Origin of the sequence: Sporomusa sp. (assembly GCF_035561155.1) — a bacterium.
GTDB lineage: Bacteria > Bacillota > Negativicutes > Sporomusales > Sporomusaceae > Sporomusa.
The window spans coordinates 23843-42415 of record NZ_DATMYD010000105.1; the positions used below are offsets into that span (position 1 = coordinate 23843).

Annotated in this window: 15 protein-coding genes; 14 read left to right on the forward strand and 1 reads right to left on the reverse strand. The window is 48.6% G+C overall.

Features of this window, described 5'->3' with window-relative positions; genetic code table 11:
• The first annotated feature begins 2 nt into the window (after window positions 1-2).
• On the forward strand, window positions 3-992 hold the full coding sequence (amrS, locus tag VN447_RS15180) for an AmmeMemoRadiSam system radical SAM enzyme (protein WP_325526186.1): 990 nt from the start codon (window positions 3-5) through the stop codon (window positions 990-992).
• Window positions 993-1006: 14 nt separating this feature from the next.
• Here amrS and VN447_RS15185 read toward each other — a convergent pair whose 3' ends face one another.
• Complete coding sequence (locus tag VN447_RS15185; RefSeq protein ID WP_325526187.1) at window positions 1007-1636, reverse strand: DedA family protein; 630 nt, start codon at window positions 1634-1636, stop codon at window positions 1007-1009.
• Between the two features lie 98 nt (window positions 1637-1734).
• Here VN447_RS15185 and argC point away from each other — a divergent pair, with 98 nt between their 5' ends.
• The 13 genes from argC to glmS all read left to right on the forward strand — a co-directional run bounded on the left by argC (window position 1735) and on the right by glmS (window position 18341).
• Entirely contained in the window at window positions 1735-2775 is a 1041-nt protein-coding gene (argC, locus tag VN447_RS15190; RefSeq protein ID WP_325526188.1) for an N-acetyl-gamma-glutamyl-phosphate reductase, read from the forward strand.
• Between the two features lie 13 nt (window positions 2776-2788).
• Complete coding sequence (argJ, locus tag VN447_RS15195) at window positions 2789-4000, forward strand: bifunctional glutamate N-acetyltransferase/amino-acid acetyltransferase ArgJ (RefSeq protein WP_325526189.1); 1212 nt, start codon at window positions 2789-2791, stop codon at window positions 3998-4000.
• Window positions 4001-4066: 66 nt separating this feature from the next.
• Window positions 4067-4972, forward strand: coding sequence for an acetylglutamate kinase (argB, locus tag VN447_RS15200; protein ID WP_325526190.1), 906 nt, complete (start codon window positions 4067-4069; stop codon window positions 4970-4972).
• Window positions 4973-5006: 34 nt separating this feature from the next.
• Window positions 5007-6161 carry an acetylornithine transaminase gene (locus tag VN447_RS15205; RefSeq protein WP_325526200.1) on the forward strand — a complete coding sequence of 385 codons (1155 nt, stop codon included), beginning with the start codon at window positions 5007-5009 and terminating at the stop codon, window positions 6159-6161.
• A gap of 21 nt (window positions 6162-6182) precedes the next feature.
• Complete coding sequence (argF, locus tag VN447_RS15210) at window positions 6183-7115, forward strand: ornithine carbamoyltransferase (RefSeq protein WP_325526191.1); 933 nt, start codon at window positions 6183-6185, stop codon at window positions 7113-7115.
• Window positions 7116-7426: 311 nt separating this feature from the next.
• A complete protein-coding gene (locus tag VN447_RS15215) occupies window positions 7427-8650 on the forward strand; it encodes an argininosuccinate synthase (protein ID WP_325526192.1) in 1224 nt (407 codons plus the stop codon).
• A complete protein-coding gene (argH, locus tag VN447_RS15220; RefSeq protein WP_325526193.1) occupies window positions 8643-10058 on the forward strand; it encodes an argininosuccinate lyase in 1416 nt (471 codons plus the stop codon). The genes VN447_RS15215 and argH overlap by 8 nt, the downstream gene beginning before the upstream one ends.
• 36 nt (window positions 10059-10094) lie before the next feature.
• Window positions 10095-11168, forward strand: coding sequence for a branched-chain amino acid aminotransferase (locus VN447_RS15225; RefSeq protein ID WP_325526194.1), 1074 nt, complete (start codon window positions 10095-10097; stop codon window positions 11166-11168).
• Between the two features lie 195 nt (window positions 11169-11363).
• Entirely contained in the window at window positions 11364-12179 is an 816-nt protein-coding gene (gene cdaA, locus VN447_RS15230) for a diadenylate cyclase CdaA (protein ID WP_325526195.1), read from the forward strand.
• Window positions 12179-13120, forward strand: a complete 942-nt coding sequence (locus tag VN447_RS15235; RefSeq protein WP_325526196.1) for a CdaR family protein — start codon at window positions 12179-12181, stop codon at window positions 13118-13120. Before cdaA ends, VN447_RS15235 begins: the two co-directional genes overlap by 1 nt.
• Before the next feature lie 15 nt (window positions 13121-13135).
• Window positions 13136-14731: an NAD(P)/FAD-dependent oxidoreductase gene (locus tag VN447_RS15240; RefSeq protein ID WP_325526197.1), complete on the forward strand. Its 1596-nt coding sequence runs from the start codon at window positions 13136-13138 to the stop codon at window positions 14729-14731.
• Window positions 14732-14788: 57 nt separating this feature from the next.
• Entirely contained in the window at window positions 14789-16129 is a 1341-nt protein-coding gene (glmM, locus tag VN447_RS15245) for a phosphoglucosamine mutase (protein WP_325526198.1), read from the forward strand.
• A 382-nt stretch (window positions 16130-16511) separates the two neighbouring features.
• Window positions 16512-18341 (forward strand): glutamine--fructose-6-phosphate transaminase (isomerizing), encoded by a 1830-nt coding sequence (gene glmS / locus VN447_RS15250; protein ID WP_325526199.1) that lies wholly within the window; start codon window positions 16512-16514, stop codon window positions 18339-18341.
• Window positions 18342-18573: the final 232 nt, after the last annotated feature.

Sequence of the window (18573 nt, forward strand, 5' to 3'; positions counted from 1 at the left end):
AAGTGCGCGAGGCGCTCCATTACACACAGCATGACAAGGGTATCACCTGCAGCTTATGTCCGAAAAGCTGTATCATTAGCGAGGGGCAGACAGGCTTTTGCCGGGTACGTCAGCATACCGGCGGCAAATTATATAGCCTCAACTATGCACAAGCGACAGCTCAGGCGCTTGACCCGATTGAAAAGAAACCGCTGTATCACTTTTATCCTGGCAGCTATATTCTGTCACTCGGTACCTGGGGCTGTAACTTTGCCTGTAAGTTTTGCCAAAACTGGCATATTGCCCAAGACAACCCGTCAGTAACAAACCTTGAGCCCCAGGCTGCTGTCGCTTTAGCCAGCCACCTCATTGGCCAGGGAAATATCGGTATAGCCTACACCTATTCAGAACCCAGTGTGTGGTACGAATATATCCTGGATACCGCAAGCTTGGTACAAGCAGCCGGCCTCAAAAACGTACTTGTCACTAACGGGTTTATTAACCAGCAACCCTTACAGGAGCTGCTGCCGCATATTGATGCTATGAACATTGACGTAAAAGCGTTTAACAATGATTTTTATAAAAAAGTTTGTGCCGGCGAGCTTGAACATGTCAAACAGACAGTCAAGCTGGCGGCTCAGCACTGCCATGTGGAGATTACCACATTAGTCGTTCCAGGGCTCAATGACTCAGAAAGCGAGATTGCGGGCCTTGCTGAATGGTTGGCAGGCATCAGCCCGGATATACCGCTGCACCTCTCCCGTTATTTTCCCAACTACAAAATGGACGCACCGCCAACTCCTGTCAGCACTCTTGAGCGGGCCTACAAAATTGCCAGTAAAGCGCTCAATTATGTCTATATTGGCAATACTGGCGGTGAGGGCTCAGATACATATTGTCCGGACTGTGGCTATAAAGTAATTGATCGTCTGGGCGGCTATAGCCGGTTAAACCAAAAAAACTGCCCCCAGTGCGGGAACAGTATATCAATAACCGGAGAAGTCCAGTTTTAAGTAAGGGCAGGAGGCTAACTGCAATTATCTGTGGCCTCTTTTTTTCTTTTACGTCTACTATACCAATATATCCCAATAACGACAGCGATAATGCCGCCAAGGGCTATAACTAGGTATCCAAGTTCAGTGAATATGTCAATCAGTTTTTGCCAATGAGGGCCGAAGAATAGACCTAAGCTTACCGCCAATGTACACCATACCGCAATTCCCAAGGCGGTAAGCAGACAGAAGGTGGCTAGTCGCATATTGAGCAGGCCGGCAGCGATGCTGATTTTAGTACGGACAATGGGTAACTGGCGCCAAGGGATAATAATCTGGGGGCCATAACAGATAAAAGCTTCACCCATTTTATCGATATAAACCGGTGATAGGCGAAAAATCCGGCAAAACTTATAGAGAAAATTGCGCCCGCCCTGCCTGGCCACAAAATAGATGAATAAGGAACCAAGCATACTGCCAAGCCAGCCGGCCCCCACTGCCGCAGGAAAACTAAAAACACCCTGATACACCATAAATCCGGCAAAGCCCAGTACCAATTCACTGGGGACCGGCAGGCACATGCCTTCAAGTACCATAGCCAAACATACGGCTCCATAGCTGTATTGCTCAATAATTTCAATAAGGGGACTAAAGTCTATAGTCATATCTTACCTCAAAAAAATTAATGTATACAAAACACGAAAATACTTGCATTAATATTCATATACACTGTATAATTATAACAAGAAAAGGAGCGAGGCCCATGAAAATAAGCATTGTAGGAGCGACCGGTTATACCGGTGCGGAACTTTTGCGTATTTTGGCATCTCACCCAGCTGCTGAAGTACTGTATATTACCTCCGAAAGCCAGCCAGGTACAGCCATTAATGAAATATATCCCCATTTTACACGATTTTATGGGAAAGCACTAGCAAGCTTGGCTGAGCTGGATAAGATGGCTGCCCAGAGCGAGGTCATATTTATTGGGTTGCCCCATGGTCATGCCATGGAGGTCGGGCGTAAGGCAACAGCAGTGAATCCTAAAATAAAGATTATTGACCTTGGAGCCGACTACCGGTTTAAGGATCATGATGTATATGAACAATGGTACAAAGTACCCCATACACACAGGGAAGCACAAGCTGTGTATGGATTGACAGAATTAAATCGCAGCCAAGTCCGCGAGGCGTCTATTGTCGGTAACCCCGGCTGCTACACAACAGCCAGCATATTGGCTCTGGCGCCGCTAGTGCAGCATAAACTGATTGACCTGACATCGATTATTGTTGACGCCAAATCAGGCGTATCTGGCGCCGGACGTAGTTTGAGCCTAGGGTCGCATTTTACCGAGGTGTTCGAAAGCGTTAAGGCTTATAATGTTGCCGGTCACCGGCATACACCTGAGATTGAGGCTGCGCTGGGCGAACTGGCTGGTGAAGAACTTGTTATTAGCTTCACGCCGCACCTGATTCCTGTGGCCAGAGGCATCTTAAGCACTTGTTATGCCTCATTAAAACAGGGCGTAACCGCCGAGGCTGTTGATGAGGCATACACCTCGCTGTATGGCGATGAATATTTTGTCAGGCTGTTAGGGCGGGGCGGGTATCCTACCACCAAGAATACACGTGGAACCAATTTCTGCGACTTGGGCTGGCATATTGACAAACGGACCAATAGGGTAGTTGCCGTTGCCGCTATCGACAATCTGGTTAAAGGGGCGGCAGGTCAGGCAGTACAAAATATGAACGTAATGTTTAATATAGAGGAGCGGACAGGGCTAGACAACGCGCCCTTATTTCCGTAGGAGGTAGAATGCAATGTTAACTAAAATTACTGGCGGCATTACTGCGCCGCAAGGATTTAAGGCAGCCGGTGTTCATGCCGGTATTAAAAAGAATGGCAAAGAAGATGTAGGTATTATATATAGTACTGTCCCCGCAGCGGCAGCAGCACAGTTTACCACCAACAAAATGGCGGCAGCGCCTGTGCTTGTCTCACGCCAGGCTGTTGCACAGGGCAAAGCCCGCGCCATCATCGTCAACTCCGGCTGTGCCAATGCCTGCACCGGCGATCAAGGGTTGAATGATGCCCAGACAATGGCACATGAGACAGCCAAAGCCCTTAAATTAGACGATTGTGAAGTATTAGTAGCTTCAACCGGGGTAATCGGCGTCAACCTGCCAATGGATAAAGTGCTTGTCGGGATCACTCAAGCCGCAGGCAACTTATCTGAGGCTGGTCACGAACAGATGCTGGCCGCGATCATGACTACAGACACTTTTTCTAAGTCGTGCGCTTATGAATTTACGCTTGGCGGCAAACCATGTAAAATTGCCGGGATTGCCAAAGGGGCAGGCATGATCCACCCTAATATGGCAACGATGCTGAGTTTTATTACCACCGATGCTGCCGTTGACTCATTAATACTGAAACAGGCGCTTACCCAGGCGGTTGAGCTGTCCTTTAATATGATAACCGTAGACGGCGATACCAGTACCAATGATATGGTTGCTGTAATCGCCAACGGCCAAGCCGGCAATGAGCCAATTGCTGCAGCTGATAGCCAAACCTACCAGGAATTTTATACAGCCCTTAAAACAGTATGTACTGAACTGGCGCAGCTTATTGTACGCGACGGGGAAGGGGCCACTAAGTTTTTGGAGATTAACGTGAACGGAGCGGTATCCTTTGCTGAAGCTAAGTGCGCAGCGATGGCTATCGCAAAATCACCACTTGTTAAGACCGCTTTCTTCGGTCAGGACCCCAACTGGGGGCGCATCTTATGCGCTGTCGGCTATTCCGGTGCTCAAAGCCAACCAGATAAAACCTCACTGGCTATTGGCGATTTAACCATTGTTGTGAATGGTCAGGGCGCGGCCGGCTTTGATACCGCCAAGCTTAAAGAAGTCATGGCTGCGAAAGATATTGCGATTACCATCGATTTAGGGTTAGGTGATGCGTCTGCTACTGTGTGGACCTGCGATTTTTCGTATGAATATGTCAAGATTAACGGTGAATATACCACTTGATGCTGATTGCGGACCTTGTGAACCAGCATCGTTAGATTAAGGTTAAAATGGGAAGGGATGATGGATATGATTAATTCGGTAGAAAAAGCGGCTGTGCTTATTGAAGCCCTGCCATACCTGCAGCGGTTTGCCGGCAATACTATTGTGATAAAATACGGCGGCAACGCCATGCTGAATGACGAACTCAAGAAAAGCGTAATGCAGGACATTATCTTTCTTAAATACGCCGGTATCCGTCCGGTAGTTGTTCACGGTGGCGGACCGGAGATCACCGGCATGCTCAAAAAACTCGGTAAAGAATCCAGCTTTGTCAGCGGTCTTCGGGTAACAGACGCCGAGACCGTAGAGATTGCGGAGATGGTGCTTGTCGGTAAAATCAACAGTGAAATCGTAAAGTTCTTAAACTTCCTCGGGGCTAAAGCTGTTGGCTTAAGCGGCAAAGATGCCGACCTCATTATTGCTGCCAAGCATTTGGCTAAGGTACGCGAAGACGGTCAAACCAAAGAAGTCGATATCGGTTTTGTCGGCGATGTGCTTAAACTAAATACCGGCATTGTCGAGAATCTGCTAGACCAAGGCTATATCCCGGTTATTTCACCGATCGGCATTGGCAAAGATGGCGCTACTTACAACATTAACGCCGACTATGTGGCCGGTGAACTGGCTGCTGCTCTAGGTGCCGAGAAGCTGGCACTGATTACCGACGTTGAGGGCATCTATCGCGACTATAGCGACAAGAGTACCTTCGTTTCCACCCTGTCGCTGGCTGAAGCCCAGGAAATGATTAAATCAGGCAGCATTGAAGGCGGGATGATCCCGAAAGTGGAGGCTTGCGTAAAAGCGCTGGCAGCCGGGGTAGCTAAGACCCATATTATTGATGGACGTAAACCACATTCGCTGCTTTTAGAAATCTTCACCACCGAGGGCATTGGTACCGAAGTGGTTAAATATAGGAGGTATATCAGTGGATAAACAAACTGTATTTGATATTGACCGGGCTAATTATATGCCGGTATTCGCGCGGTATCCCATTGTCCTTACCCATGGAGAAGGACCCTATGTCTATGATAATGAAGGTAACAAATATATAGATTTTCTTGCAGGAATTGCCGTTAATGTTCTGGGCCATGCTCATCCTAAGCTGGTTACAGCCGTGGCGGAGCAGGCCGGTAAACTGATTCACTGCTCTAATCTTTACTATACAGAGGAGCAGGCAACTCTTGCCAAAACACTGGTAAGCTCAAGTGGCCTTAACAAAGTATTTATCGGCAACAGTGGCGCTGAAGCCAACGAAGGCGCGATTAAACTGGCTCGTAAATATGGCAAGGCAATTCATCCGGATAAGGTTCAAATCATCACAGCTGAACATTCTTTCCACGGGCGTACGCTGGCTACACTTACGGCTACTGCCCAGCCCAAATACCAGCATGGCTATGAACCGCTGCCAGGCGGTTTTACCTATGTGCCATTTAATGATATCGCCGCGCTCGAAGCCCTCATATCTGACAAAACGTGCGCCGTAATGCTTGAACCTATCCAGGGCGAAGGCGGCGTCAACATGCCCGACCAGGATTATTTTATCAAAGTGCGGGAGTTGTGTGACAAGCACGGCGCCCTCTTAATCCTTGACGAAATTCAGACAGGGGTTGGCCGCACCGGTAAAATGTTTGCCTATGAGCATTTGGGCATTACGCCTGATATTGTTACCTTGGCCAAAGGGTTAGCTGGCGGCGTGCCGATCGGCGCGTTTATCGCCACCGATAAAGTTGCCTCTGCTTTTGGCCCTGGCGACCATGGCTCAACGTTTGGCGGCAATCCGCTGGCCTGCGCTGCTGCCAACGCAGTACTGAGTACTATTCAGGAAGAAAAGCTGCTCGCTAATGCGCAAGCAATGGGCGAATACCTGATGGCACAGCTTAACCTGCTCAAAGCAAAATATCCGGCACTGATCAGCGAGGTACGCGGCAAAGGTCTGATCGTTGCTGCTAAACTCACTCAACCGGGGCGGGATATTGTTAATAGCTGCATGAACCAGGGCGCTATCATAAACTGCACCGCCGGCGATGTACTCCGGTTTGTACCGCCGCTTATTATAACAAAAGGTCATGTGGACGAACTGACCGCCATATTAGATAAAACACTGGCGGCTGTACAACTTTAATCATGGGGGAGTGTTTGAGGAATGAGCCTTAAAGGGAAAGACTTTCTATCAGTACATCATTTATCTGTTGATGAGATATATCAAATTTTTGATTTTGCCAAGATCTTAAAAGCTAAGCAAAAGGCAGGCGAACCACACCCGCTGTTAAAAGGCAAAACACTGGGTATGATATTCCAAAAGGCGTCGACCCGTACCAGGGTATCCTTTGAGGTCGGCATGTGGCAGTTAGGCGGTTCGGCGCTGTTTCTGTCTTCCAATGACCTGCAAATCGGCCGGGGCGAACCGGTCAAGGATACCGCCCGCGTATTATCCCGTTATCTTGACGGGATCATGATTCGGACATTTTCCCACCTGGAGGTGGAAGAAATGGCCGAGCATGCAACAGTGCCTGTTATTAATGCGCTGACTGACCTCTTGCATCCCTGCCAAGCCATGGCTGATATTTTTACCGCCCTTGAACACAAAGGCGATTTAAAAGGCCGTAAGCTGTGTTATATTGGCGATGGCAACAACATGGTCAACTCGCTCTTACATATCTGCGCCAAGGTCGGCATGGATATCAGTGTGGCCACTCCGGCCAACTACGCGCCTGATGCGACGATTGTTGAGCAGGCTGCAGTGGACGCCAAGCTGTCCGGCAGTAAAATAACCATTCTGGACGATCCCTTTGCTGCCGCTAAGGATGCTGACGTGCTGTACACCGATGTGTGGGCCAGCATGGGTAAAGAGGGCGAGCAGGCCATCCGTAAGCAGGCATTTGCCGGCTTCCAGATTAACAACGCAATCCTGCAAGCGGCCAAAAAAGACACCATCGTCATGCACTGCCTGCCAGCGCACCGCGGTGAAGAAATTACTGATGATGTCATCGAAGGACCAAACTCGGTAGTGTTTGATGAAGCCGAGAATCGCCTACACGTCCAAAAAGCCATAATGGCCCTTCTCATGGCCGACTAGCTATGAACCTGTGCCAAAAATTTTAGAACTTGTTATAAACGCCCACCTGCTTCGTTGCTCCTCAAAACGATTGCTTGCGTACGCCAGTACGCGGCGCTGCACGTTTTTCCGGTGCGCCTCGCATCTGGACATTTCTAGCAAGTTCCGGCTGCTCGTGACTTTCTTGGTTACGGGAGTATGCCGAGGGGACGGTTATTTTGACACACGCACTTTCCAATTTACCTTAACATATAGACAATTTCACCTGGTTCCTGTAAACTTTACAATAGGAAAACCTAGGAAACCATATTGACAATAGGAGGCAATTCATAATGAGTGAAATCAAAAAGGTTGTACTGGCCTACTCCGGTGGCCTGGATACCTCGGTTATTATCCCTTGGCTGAAAGAAAACTATCATTGCGAAGTTATTGCTATGTGCGCTGATGTTGGTCAGGGAGATGAACTGGCCCCTGTCCGTGAAAAGGCCATTAAATCAGGCGCTAGCAAAGTATATATTGAAGATTTGACTGCCGAGTTTGTCGAAGACTATGTTTGGCCAACCCTTAAGGCAGGCGCAGTTTATGAGGGCAAGTACCTCTTAGGCACCTCTTTTGCCCGTCCGATTATTGCCAAAGCGCTTGTTGACATTGCCCTGAAAGAAGGCGCTGACGCTATCTGCCATGGTGCGACAGGCAAAGGCAACGACCAGGTTCGTTTCGAACTTACCGTAAAAGCACTGGCTCCTCACCTTAAAATCATTGCTCCCTGGCGCCTGTGGGACATCCGTTCCCGCGAAGACGCCATCGATTATGCGGAAAAACACGGCATTCCTGTGCCTGTTTCCAAAGCACGCCCTTACAGCATGGACCGCAACATCTGGCATTTAAGCCACGAAGGCGCTGATCTGGAGAACCCGGCCAATGAGCCACAAGATGATGTGTACCTGATTACTACCCCGCCTGAAAAAGCACCTGATAAGCCCCTCTACATTGAGGTTGGCTTTGAAAAAGGCATTCCTGTATCAGTAGATGGTGTTAAACTGGACGCTGTAGCACTCCTCACCAAGCTCAATGAGATTGGTGCAGCCAACGGTATTGGTATTGCCGACATAGTCGAAAACCGTCTTGTTGGTATGAAATCCCGTGGTGTATACGAAAATCCCGGCGGAGCGATTTTATACTATGCTCACCGCGAACTAGAATACCTGACCCTTGACCGGGCCACCATGCATTATAAAGAACAAGTTGCGATTAAATATGCTGAACTGGTGTATGACGGCATGTGGTTCGCGCCGCTTCGTGAAGCGCTTGATGCGTTTGTTGATTCAACGCAACAGACCGTTACCGGTACTGTCCGCATGAAGCTCTATAAAGGCAACATCATGAGCGCTGGCGCTAAATCGCCATACTCGCTCTATAACGAGAAGATTGTAACTTTTGGCGATAGCGAACAATTATATAACCACGGTGATGCAGAGGGCTTTATCAACCTCTTCGGATTGCCGCTCAAAGTTCGGGCCATGATGAAAGCTGAGGCCAAGAAAACTGATGAGTAAATTGTGGGGCGGACGTTTCGCCAAAAACACTGATGTTATGGTGGAGGAGTTTACCTCCTCCATTTCTTTTGACAGTCGCATGTACCGGCAGGACATTGCCGGCAGTATAGCCCATGCTACCATGCTGGCTAAGTGCGGTATCATCAGCCCGGAAGATGCCAAGCTTATTATTGACGGTCTAAACGGCATACTTGCAGACATTGAAGCAGGTAACTTCAGTTTTGAGGTATCGCTTGAAGATATCCATATGAATATTGAAAAACGTCTGACTGAACGCATCGGCCCGGCCGGCGGTCGGCTGCACACGGCTCGCAGCCGTAACGACCAGGTGGCACTTGACACCCATATGTATGTGCGTGAGCAAGTGGCCGAGATCGGCGCACTGCTTTTTGACTTAGAGCAGGCCGTTCTTGATACTGCCCATAGATATCCTGAGACAATCATGCCTGGCTATACCCATCTGCAGCGGGCCCAGCCCATTCTTTTCGCCCATCACATGATGGCCTACTTCTTCATGTTTGAGCGCGACTTCAGACGCTTGGGCGGGGTATGGGAGTCAGCCGACATTATGCCACTCGGTGCAGGCGCTTTGGCTGGCACCACGTTTCCTATCGACAGGCAGCTTGTTGCCAGTGAGCTAAATTTTGGCCGAATCTACGAGAATAGTATTGATGCTGTAAGTGACCGGGATTATATCCTGGAATTTTTGTCGTTTGCGTCAATTTTGATGATGCATTTGAGCCGGTTAAGTGAAGAGATCATTCTGTGGTCGTCAACCGAGTTTTCCTTTATTGAGCTTGACGATGCCCATTGTACCGGTTCAAGTATTATGCCGCAGAAGAAAAACCCTGATGTCGCCGAATTGGTGAGGGGGAAGACAGGACGCGTTTTCGGTCACCTTATGGCCATGCTGACAGTGGCAAAAGGTCTCCCTCTGGCGTACAACAAAGATTTGCAGGAAGATAAAGAAGGTCTGTTTGACACCATTGACACTGTAAAATTCAGCTTGACAGTGTATGCTGCTATGTTAAGAGGCATGAAGGTAAACTCCGGTACGATGCGGCAGGCGCTCAAAACTGATTTTTCCAATGCGACAGATATGGCGGACTATCTTGTCAAAAAGGGTTTGCCATTCCGGCAGGCGCATGAAGTTGTCGGCAAATGTGTAGCCTATTGTTTAGGTGAGCAGAAAACCCTTACTGATTTGACACTTGAAGAATTTAAACAATTTTCATCACTATTTGATACCGATATCTTGGATGCCATCACCATCGAAACCTGTGTGGCAGCCCGTAACTCCTTGGGTGGTACATCGCCCTCTCAGGTTGGACAAGCTGTCACTGTTGCCAAGTCCATTATGGAGAAACAACAAAAACGCCTTGACATGTATACAAAAATCAAACTATAATATCCATAAATATACAACCCAAGGAGGCCTGTTAACATGACTGATATCGCTGTTACACTGGCTGAGAAACGCGGCACACTTCCTGCAGACGACAAGCTTGGTTTCGGCAAGATTTTTACCGACCACATGTTTGTCATGGACTATGAATCAGGCAAAGGCTGGCATAACGCCCGCATCGTTCCGTATGGTGATTTTGACATCTCCCCGGCAGCTATGGTGCTGCATTACGGACAAGCTATTTTTGAAGGCATGAAAGCCTTCCGTACGGAAAATAACCGTGTCGTGGTGTATCGTCCGGTTGATCACCTGAAACGTTTTAACAACTCGGCTGATATTTTGAGCATCCCGCAAATGGATGTTGATTTGCTGCATGCCGGTTTGAACAAACTTATCGAAATTGATAAGAACTGGGTGCCGAAATCGCTGGGTACATCACTCTACATTCGCCCGTTCGTTATTTCTGTCGATCCCTTTGTAGGCGTAAAGGTAGCCGATCAATACACACTATTCATTATTCTGTCACCAGTCGGCGCCTACTACGCATCTGGCTTCAAACCTGTCAAAATTAAGGTTGAAGAGAATTATGTGCGCGCAGTTAAGGGTGGTCTAGGCGAAGCCAAGACACCGGCTAACTATGCTGCCAGCCTCAAGGCTTCGGAAGAAGCCAAAAAAGAAGGCTATACCCAGGTGCTGTGGCTTGATGCGCTTGAACAGAAATATATTGAAGAAGTGGGCACCATGAACATCTTCTTCAAGATGGATGACGAACTTATTACCCCGGAATTGAACGGCAGTATTTTAAATGGCATTACCCGTCGTTCGGTGATTCAGGTTGCAAAAGACTGGGGTTTGAAAGTGACCGAACGCCGCATCTCGATTGATGAAGTATTTGCCGCCCATGCAGAGGGACGCCTGAAAGAAGTGTTCGGCTCAGGTACAGCTGCTGTCATTTCTCCAGTTGGCGAGCTATCCTGGAACGGCAAGAATATTGTTATTAATAATAACCAAACAGGTGAAACCTCCCAAAAATTGTTTGACTACATTACCAACATCCAGCAGGGCCGTGTAGCCGACAAATTTGGCTGGATTGGTGAAGTAACTAAGTTGTAAACGTTACTTTATATACACATACTAGTGAAGAAATTAGGCTTGTGCCCAGGCACAAGCCTAATTTGGTATCTCTGGTACATCGGACTTTTACTTATATTTTTTAAAAATGGCCAATTATCTAAAAGGTTTTCCTGATATTGGGTAGAATAGAAATATAGTTGTACTGGAATTTTACTCCTTCTTGAGGTGTTCAGCATGTTATTGCAAATACGGGGAATAATCTCTACAATTAGTTTTCTAGATATTCTCGACATGGTTATTGTCGCGTACTTTTTATACAAACTCTACATTATGATCAGTGGTACCCGGGCTGTAGCGCTTTTGAAAGGCCTTGTTGTTCTTTTAGTGGCTACGCTTGTCAGCAAATGGCTGGGGCTCAACGTCATTAACTGGCTGCTCCAGAAGACGATGACAGTTGTGCTTGTCGCGCTGCCTGTAGTTTTTCAGCCAGAGCTCAGGCGGGCACTTGAACAATTGGGGCGGGGCCGCTTTTTCCACAATAGCGCTCAGCTAAATGCTGAAGAGAAAGCAACCCTGTTTGACGAACTTGGCAGGACTGTCACAGATCTGTCAAAAAACAAAATTGGGGCACTCATGGTGCTTGAACGTGAAACAGGACTAAATGATTATATTGAAACAGGCATCAAGGTGGATGGGCTGGTATCAAGCGAATTTTTAATTAATATTTTTATTCCGAATACGCCACTCCATGATGGTGCTGTCATTATCCGTGGCAATCGGGTACAGGCTGCAGGCTGCCTGTTGCCGCTGTCTGACGACCGGAGCCTTAACAAGGAACTTGGCACAAGACACCGGGCGGCGATTGGCATCAGCGAGCAAACTGATGCTGTTGTCATTGTTGTTAGCGAAGAGACCGGTATCATTTCGCTGGCCAGGGGCGGTAGACTGCACCGGTATATGGATGCTGAAAAACTTAAAGAACAGCTTGCGCCGCTATTTATAGCTAAATCCTCTTCGCTTAGCGATCTATTCAGCTGGAGGCCGTCATAATGTTTGATAAGTTTTTTAAACCGCCAGGAGAAACTAAAAACTTTACACCAAAAATTTTAGCCATTATACTGGCAATTGTGTTGTGGTTGTATGTCATGAATGAGCAAAATCCGCCGATTGAATCATCTTTTACCATTCCGCTGGAAGTCCGCAATGCAGCCACAAGCTATGTGGTTGTTGACGCGCCAGATACAGTCAGGGTAAAAATTCGCGGCCCGCGCAGCATTGTGGCCGGGGTTCTCAACAAAGACCTCAAAGCCTATATAGATGTAAAAGGCTTAACTGAAGGACGGCACAACCTCAAAGTCAGTGCAGCCCTTCCTTCGAGCTTGGAAGTGGTTGAAGTCAATCCTGACACAGTACAGTTTAAACTCGATACAACCGTCAGTCGCCAGGTACCTGTTGAGGTCAAACTGACCGGTGCCGCCGCCAAAGGGGCAGTCGTGGGCAAAGTGGCCGCTTCTTATGAGCAGGTGACGATTGAAGGGCCAAAAAATACTGTAGCTACAGTGGAAAAAGTCATTGCATCTGTTGACCTGGGAGGAAAAAATACGGAATTTACGGTAGGTGCCCCGCTAGTGCCAGTAACCCGTGAGGGTAAGGAAGTCGAAGGGCTTACCATTTATCCGGAGAAAACCGGGGTTGCTGTTAGCGTGACTGCCGGGATAAACAAGAAAGTAGTTGACGTAAAACCTGTTACCCAGGGCGAATTGCCTGCAGGCCTCGTCATTAAGAGTATTGTTACTAAGCCCGAGAAAATCGAAGTACGTGAGACCACGCCAGGCAAGGGTGTTGACCGGGTTGAAGCCATCTATACCGAACCACTTAATCTAACCGATATCAGTAAAGATACTACTAAAGAAGTGAAGCTTGAACTGCAGGACGGTTTATCCGGTACGCAGGGAACAGTCATTGTCAACATTCGAGTCGGACCCCGTTAAAGGAGACAGGAGCTATTGCTTAGAATCAGTAATTTTCGCATACCGTTAACCGATGATACGCCACTTGAACAGCTTGCAGCCAGACGCTTGAATCTGGCGCCTGATACTGTAAATCAAGTGGTCATTATTCGCCGGGCGATCGATGCCCGCCGGAAACATAATATTAATTTCGTATATACCCTTGCCGTTGATGTAAAAATCCCGTCCGGGCAGGCGTTAGCCCGTTTAGGCGGTGACAAAGATGTAGCCCTCATCGCTCCGACGGTGAAAGAGGACATTGTGCCTGGTGGTACACCACTCAATAGCCGGCCGGTAGTGGTAGGAGCCGGACCGGCTGGTTTGTTTGCTGCCTATATGCTGGCTCAACATGGCTATAAGCCGCTTCTTCTTGAACGGGGGCGGGATGTTGACCAGCGTGCCCGGGATATCGCTGATTTTTGGCGTACAGGAAAGCTAGATGAAGCCAGTAATGTACAGTTTGGCGAAGGGGGAGCCGGCACCTTTTCGGACGGTAAACTCACTACCCGGGTAACCGACCCGCGTATGGCTGCAGTGCTTGATATTATGACAATGGCTGGTGCGCCGCCAGAGATAAAGTATCTCCATAAACCGCATATCGGTACAGATAAACTGCGGGAAGTTGTCAAGAATATCAGGACCAAGATTATGAAATTAGGCGGCGATGTCGAATTCGAATCCCGTCTGACAGCCATAGAAAGCAAGGATGGGCGGCTTACCGGTATTACGGTTAATGATAACCGCTATATAGCGTGTGAGGCGCTGTTCCTCGCCATTGGCCACAGTGCCCGGGATACCTACCAGATGCTGTATGATCAACATGTCGCCATGGAAGCCAAGCCCTTTGCGATCGGTGTCCGTATTGAGCATCCCCAGGAGCTCATCGACACAGCGCAGTACGGTGCGGCGGCCGGCCATCCCCGGCTAGGGGCGGCTGATTACGCTCTGGTGTATCAGGATAAGGCTGCAGGGCGGGCGGCCTATTCGTTTTGCATGTGCCCGGGTGGCCTGGTTGTTGCGGCAGCTTCTGAAACCGGTGGTGTAGTGACCAACGGCATGAGCCTGTACAAGCGGGACTCCGGACTTGCCAACAGCGCGTTAGCCGTTACCGTAAACCCAGCCGATTATGGCCCAAATGTGCTTGACGGTATTGAATTTCAGCGCCGCTATGAACGCTTGGCTTTTGCACTAGGCGGGCATAATTATGCTGCTCCTGCTCAAACAGTAGGCGATTTCCTGACAGGCAAAAACGGCAGTGCGAAATATCTTGCCACACCCAGTTATCGTCCAGGCGTAACACCTGCCGATCTCAGGCAGTGTTTACCCGAGTTTGTTACAACTACACTGGCCAGGGCGTTGCCTGATTTTGGCCGGAAGATTAGAGGCTTTGACCATGTAAGTGCAGTGCTTACTGGTGTTGAGACCAGAACCTCAGCGCCTGTCCGGCTGGTTCGGGGGCAGGATTTTGTGTCAATTAACACAGACGGCTTATATCCTATTGGTGAGGGCGCCGGTTATGCCGGCGGCATTATGAGCGCTGCCCTTGATGGGATGAATGCTGCCGTTAGTTTTATTCAGGAGTATAAAGCGTAATCGCATGATCTTTCATACTATATTTTAAACTCACAACCGGAAGGAGCATTTATATATATGGCAAGACTATTTGGAACCGACGGCGTGCGCGGTTTGGCCAATGTCGAACTCACCCCTGAACTGGCTTTTAAGATGGGTAGAGCGGCTACCTATTACTTCGGCAAAGAATATAAACGACCGGTATTCTATATTGGACGCGATACCCGCGTTTCCGGGCAGATGCTGGAAGCAGCATTAGCGGCAGGGATCTGCTCGGCAGGCGGCGAAGCCGTACTTTTGGGGGTTGTGCCTACCCCGGCGGTTGCCTATTTGACTAAGCAGCACGGCGCTCAGGCCGGTGTTGTCATCTCAGCCTCACATAACCCTTACCCAGATAACGGTATCAAATTTTTTGCTGGTACAGGCTATAAACTGCCTGATGCTGTAGAAAACGAACTGGAAGAGCTAATTGAAGCAGAGCCTGACGCCATGCCCCGGCCTACGGCTGACGGCGTTGGTTTTATTACCTTAAAGCATGATTTACTCGAAGAATATGTGGACTATGCCGTTGGCACAGTAGAACACTCTTTGAGCGGGCTTAAGATTGTCCTGGACTGCGCCAATGGCGCTGCCTATGAGGCTGCCCCTGCTGCCTTTAGAAAGCTCGGTGCTGAGGTCATTGTCCTTAATGATCGTCCGGATGGCGTCAATATCAACGCCGGCTGTGGCTCAACCCATCTTGATCAGTTGCAGGCTGCTGTAGCTCAGCATAATGCCGATTTGGGACTGGCTCATGATGGCGATGCAGATCGCTGCCTAGCTGTAGATGAAACAGGCGAAGCCGTTGACGGCGATCAAATCATGCTTATTTGCGCACTGGAAATGCTGAAGCAAAACACGCTGCCTGACAAGACGCTGGTAGCCACTGTGATGAGTAACCTAGGTCTGCACCAGGCCATAAAAAATGCCGGTGCCAAAGTCCTCGTTACCCCGGTGGGCGACCGCTATGTGCTGGAAGCTATGTTGAAGCATAACCTGGTACTGGGCGGCGAACAGTCAGGCCATATCATTTTTAGCCAATATAGCACAACAGGCGACGGCGTTATCACTGCGCTAAAACTTGCTGCCGCACTAAAGCAAAGCGGCAAAAAGATGTCAGCCCTGGCTAAAGTAATGACAAGATTCCCGCAACTTTTAGTTAATATCAGAGTTAAGAGCAAAGAGGGTTGGGAAAACAACGCTAATATAGCCGCCGCCATTAAAGCCGGTGAAGATGAATTAGGCGATAATGGCCGGATTCTGGTGCGGCCTTCTGGCACCGAACCACTTATCCGGGTAATGGCCGAAGGCCCGTCACTACCTGACCTTGAGCGCATTGTTGGCAGTATTGCTGATATTGTAAGACAGGAACAAGGCTAGTGTTATTGACCAATCCGGTAAACTGTATTAAAATAAGATAGAATATGGCAAAGGAGCACTATATAGTGCTCCTTTGCATATGTATGGTTATTAAAAGGGGGTGAGAAATGAGAACAATGCAGGATAATAACCACTATTGTGACAAAAACTAATCAAAAAAAGCGCTGGTGCTTGGATAAAATCCAAGCAGACGAGGAAGAGGTTTATCGAGCAGTCAGCGGATACCTCTCGGCTGCTGCAGCCGTAAGCTAAGCCGACAAAACCACAGGGTGACCTGTGGGACAAAACGGCAGCGTGCAGACTTATATCTATTGTCATCGCTGGCGATAGCATGGCAATCTCTTTTGTGTTTTAACTATCGATAATTAGGAGGATTATATATATGTGTGGAATTGTAGGCTATATTGGCCCTGACCAGGCAGCACCGTTTCTATTGGAAGGTCTGAGCAAACTTGAGTACCGTGGCTATGACTCGGCAGGTATTGCCGTGTTTGACGGAAGTAAAATACATGTTGATAAAAGCGTTGGCCGCCTGAGTGTGTTAGCCAAAAAAGTAGAAATCAGCCCACTTAAAGGCAGTCTTGGCATTGGCCACACCCGTTGGGCTACCCATGGTCGTCCGTCTGACGCCAACTCCCATCCGCATACCGATTGCACCGGCAAGTTTGTTGTCGTGCATAACGGCATCATTGAGAACTATATGCACCTCAAAGAACAGCTTATTGCTAAAGGACACAAATTCACCTCAGAGACTGACACTGAGGTAGTGGCCCACTTGATTGAAGAGTGCTATGAAGGCGACTTTGAAGCTGCTGTTAAGAAAGTGCTTGAACAGATTGAGGGTTCTTATGCTCTTGTGTTTATGTGCCAGGATGAGCCGGGAAAACTGATCTGCACCAAACAGGACAACCCGCTCGTTATCGGTCTTGGCGAAGGGGAAAACTTTATCGCCTCCGATATTCCGGCGATCATCAGCCGCACTCGCAAAACCTATATTTTAAGCGATGGCGAAATGGCCATTGTTACCCCTGAGTCGGTATGGGTCATGAACCGTCAGGGTGTGCCTGTAACCAAAAAAGTATTTGAAGTCAACTGGGATGCCGAAGCAGCCGAGAAAGGCGGCTATGAGCATTTCATGATTAAAGAAATTTACGAACAGCCTAAAGCTGTCCGCGAAACGATGACCAGCCGTGTGGCCAAAGATGATAGCGGTGTAACCTTTGAAGAACTCAAATGGACCAAAGACGATGTTGCCCCTATTAAAAAGATTGCCATTGTTGCCTGCGGCACGGCGTATCACGCCGGTATTGTCGGCAAATACCTGATCGAAAACCTGGCCCGCATCCCGGTAGAAGTCGATGTGGCTTCAGAATTCCGGTACCGGTCACCGCTGATTGATGACCAGACTTTGACCATCGTTGTCAGCCAATCAGGCGAAACCCTTGATACACTAGCCGCTCTGAAAGAAGCAAAAAATTTAGGCGCCCGCACCTTAGCTGTTACCAACGTTGTTGGTTCATCGATTGCTCGCGAAGCTGATCAAGTCATCTATACCTGGGCTGGCCCGGAGATTGCAGTAGCGTCAACCAAGGCCTACACTACCCAGCTTGTTGTCATGGCCATGCTGGCCATTTATATGGGGTCGATTAAAGGTACACTTGGCCAGGAAAAAGTACGTGAACTGTGCCACGCCCTTCGCGACTTGCCTAGCCAAGCCCATGAGCTGTTAGAGGATGTTGAGCCAATCAAAACCTTTGCCCAGCAATACGGTTTCAACGAAGACGTTTTCTTCATCGGTCGTTCGTTAGACTACGCCGTAGCGCTTGAAGGCTCATTAAAACTTAAAGAGATATCCTATATCCATGCTGAAGCCTATGCCGCCGGTGAGCTCAAACACGGCACATTAGCGCTCATCATTGAGGGCGTACCGGTTATCGCACTGGCAACCCAGCCTGACGTTTATGAAAAAACGCTCAGCAATATCAAAGAAGTCAAAGCCCGCGACGCTGTCGTCATTGGCATTGGTCTCAAAGGTGATAAACAACTCGAAAAATACGTTGACCATACCATCTTTATTCCCGCCACTAATAAATTCCTCACCCCGATTCTATCAGTCATCCCACTGCAACTGTTGGCCTACTATGCCGCGGTTACGCGTGGCTGCGATGTTGATAAGCCCAGGAATTTGGCTAAGAGCGTGACTGTAGAGTAGAGCAGACAATAAAATAATCAGCAATAACCCAGATTATAGAATAAGTATCCAACAGGAAACCCCTATAACACTCTGTCGTTATAGGGGTTTCCATGTGCGCCCAGCATGGGCGCTTACTTGTTGGTGAAAGTCCAATACGGGGGTTGATAGTGCCAACCGTTAGCCTAAGACAAGGGTGTCGCCTGTGAGGGCGAATCTGAAGGAAGTCGGCGGCAAAGCTCCGGTCTGAGGA

What these genes read in the sequence shown, in the direction of transcription:
- VN447_RS15185 (WP_325526187.1), bottom strand. Translation starts at nt 1,636, where the DNA reads ATGACTATAGACTTTAGTCCCCTTATTGAAATTATTGAGCAATACAGC.
- argH (WP_325526193.1), top strand. Translation starts at nt 8,643, where the DNA reads ATGAGTAAATTGTGGGGCGGACGTTTCGCCAAAAACACTGATGTTATG.
- argJ (WP_325526189.1), top strand. Translation starts at nt 2,789, where the DNA reads ATGTTAACTAAAATTACTGGCGGCATTACTGCGCCGCAAGGATTTAAG.
- VN447_RS15225 (WP_325526194.1), top strand. Translation starts at nt 10,095, where the DNA reads ATGACTGATATCGCTGTTACACTGGCTGAGAAACGCGGCACACTTCCT.
- cdaA (WP_325526195.1), top strand. Translation starts at nt 11,364, where the DNA reads ATGTTATTGCAAATACGGGGAATAATCTCTACAATTAGTTTTCTAGAT.
- VN447_RS15215 (WP_325526192.1), top strand. Translation starts at nt 7,427, where the DNA reads ATGAGTGAAATCAAAAAGGTTGTACTGGCCTACTCCGGTGGCCTGGAT.
- VN447_RS15205 (WP_325526200.1), top strand. Translation starts at nt 5,007, where the DNA reads ATGCCGGTATTCGCGCGGTATCCCATTGTCCTTACCCATGGAGAAGGA.
- glmS (WP_325526199.1), top strand. Translation starts at nt 16,512, where the DNA reads ATGTGTGGAATTGTAGGCTATATTGGCCCTGACCAGGCAGCACCGTTT.
- VN447_RS15235 (WP_325526196.1), top strand. Translation starts at nt 12,179, where the DNA reads ATGTTTGATAAGTTTTTTAAACCGCCAGGAGAAACTAAAAACTTTACA.
- argF (WP_325526191.1), top strand. Translation starts at nt 6,183, where the DNA reads ATGAGCCTTAAAGGGAAAGACTTTCTATCAGTACATCATTTATCTGTT.
- glmM (WP_325526198.1), top strand. Translation starts at nt 14,789, where the DNA reads ATGGCAAGACTATTTGGAACCGACGGCGTGCGCGGTTTGGCCAATGTC.
- argB (WP_325526190.1), top strand. Translation starts at nt 4,067, where the DNA reads ATGATTAATTCGGTAGAAAAAGCGGCTGTGCTTATTGAAGCCCTGCCA.
- argC (WP_325526188.1), top strand. Translation starts at nt 1,735, where the DNA reads ATGAAAATAAGCATTGTAGGAGCGACCGGTTATACCGGTGCGGAACTT.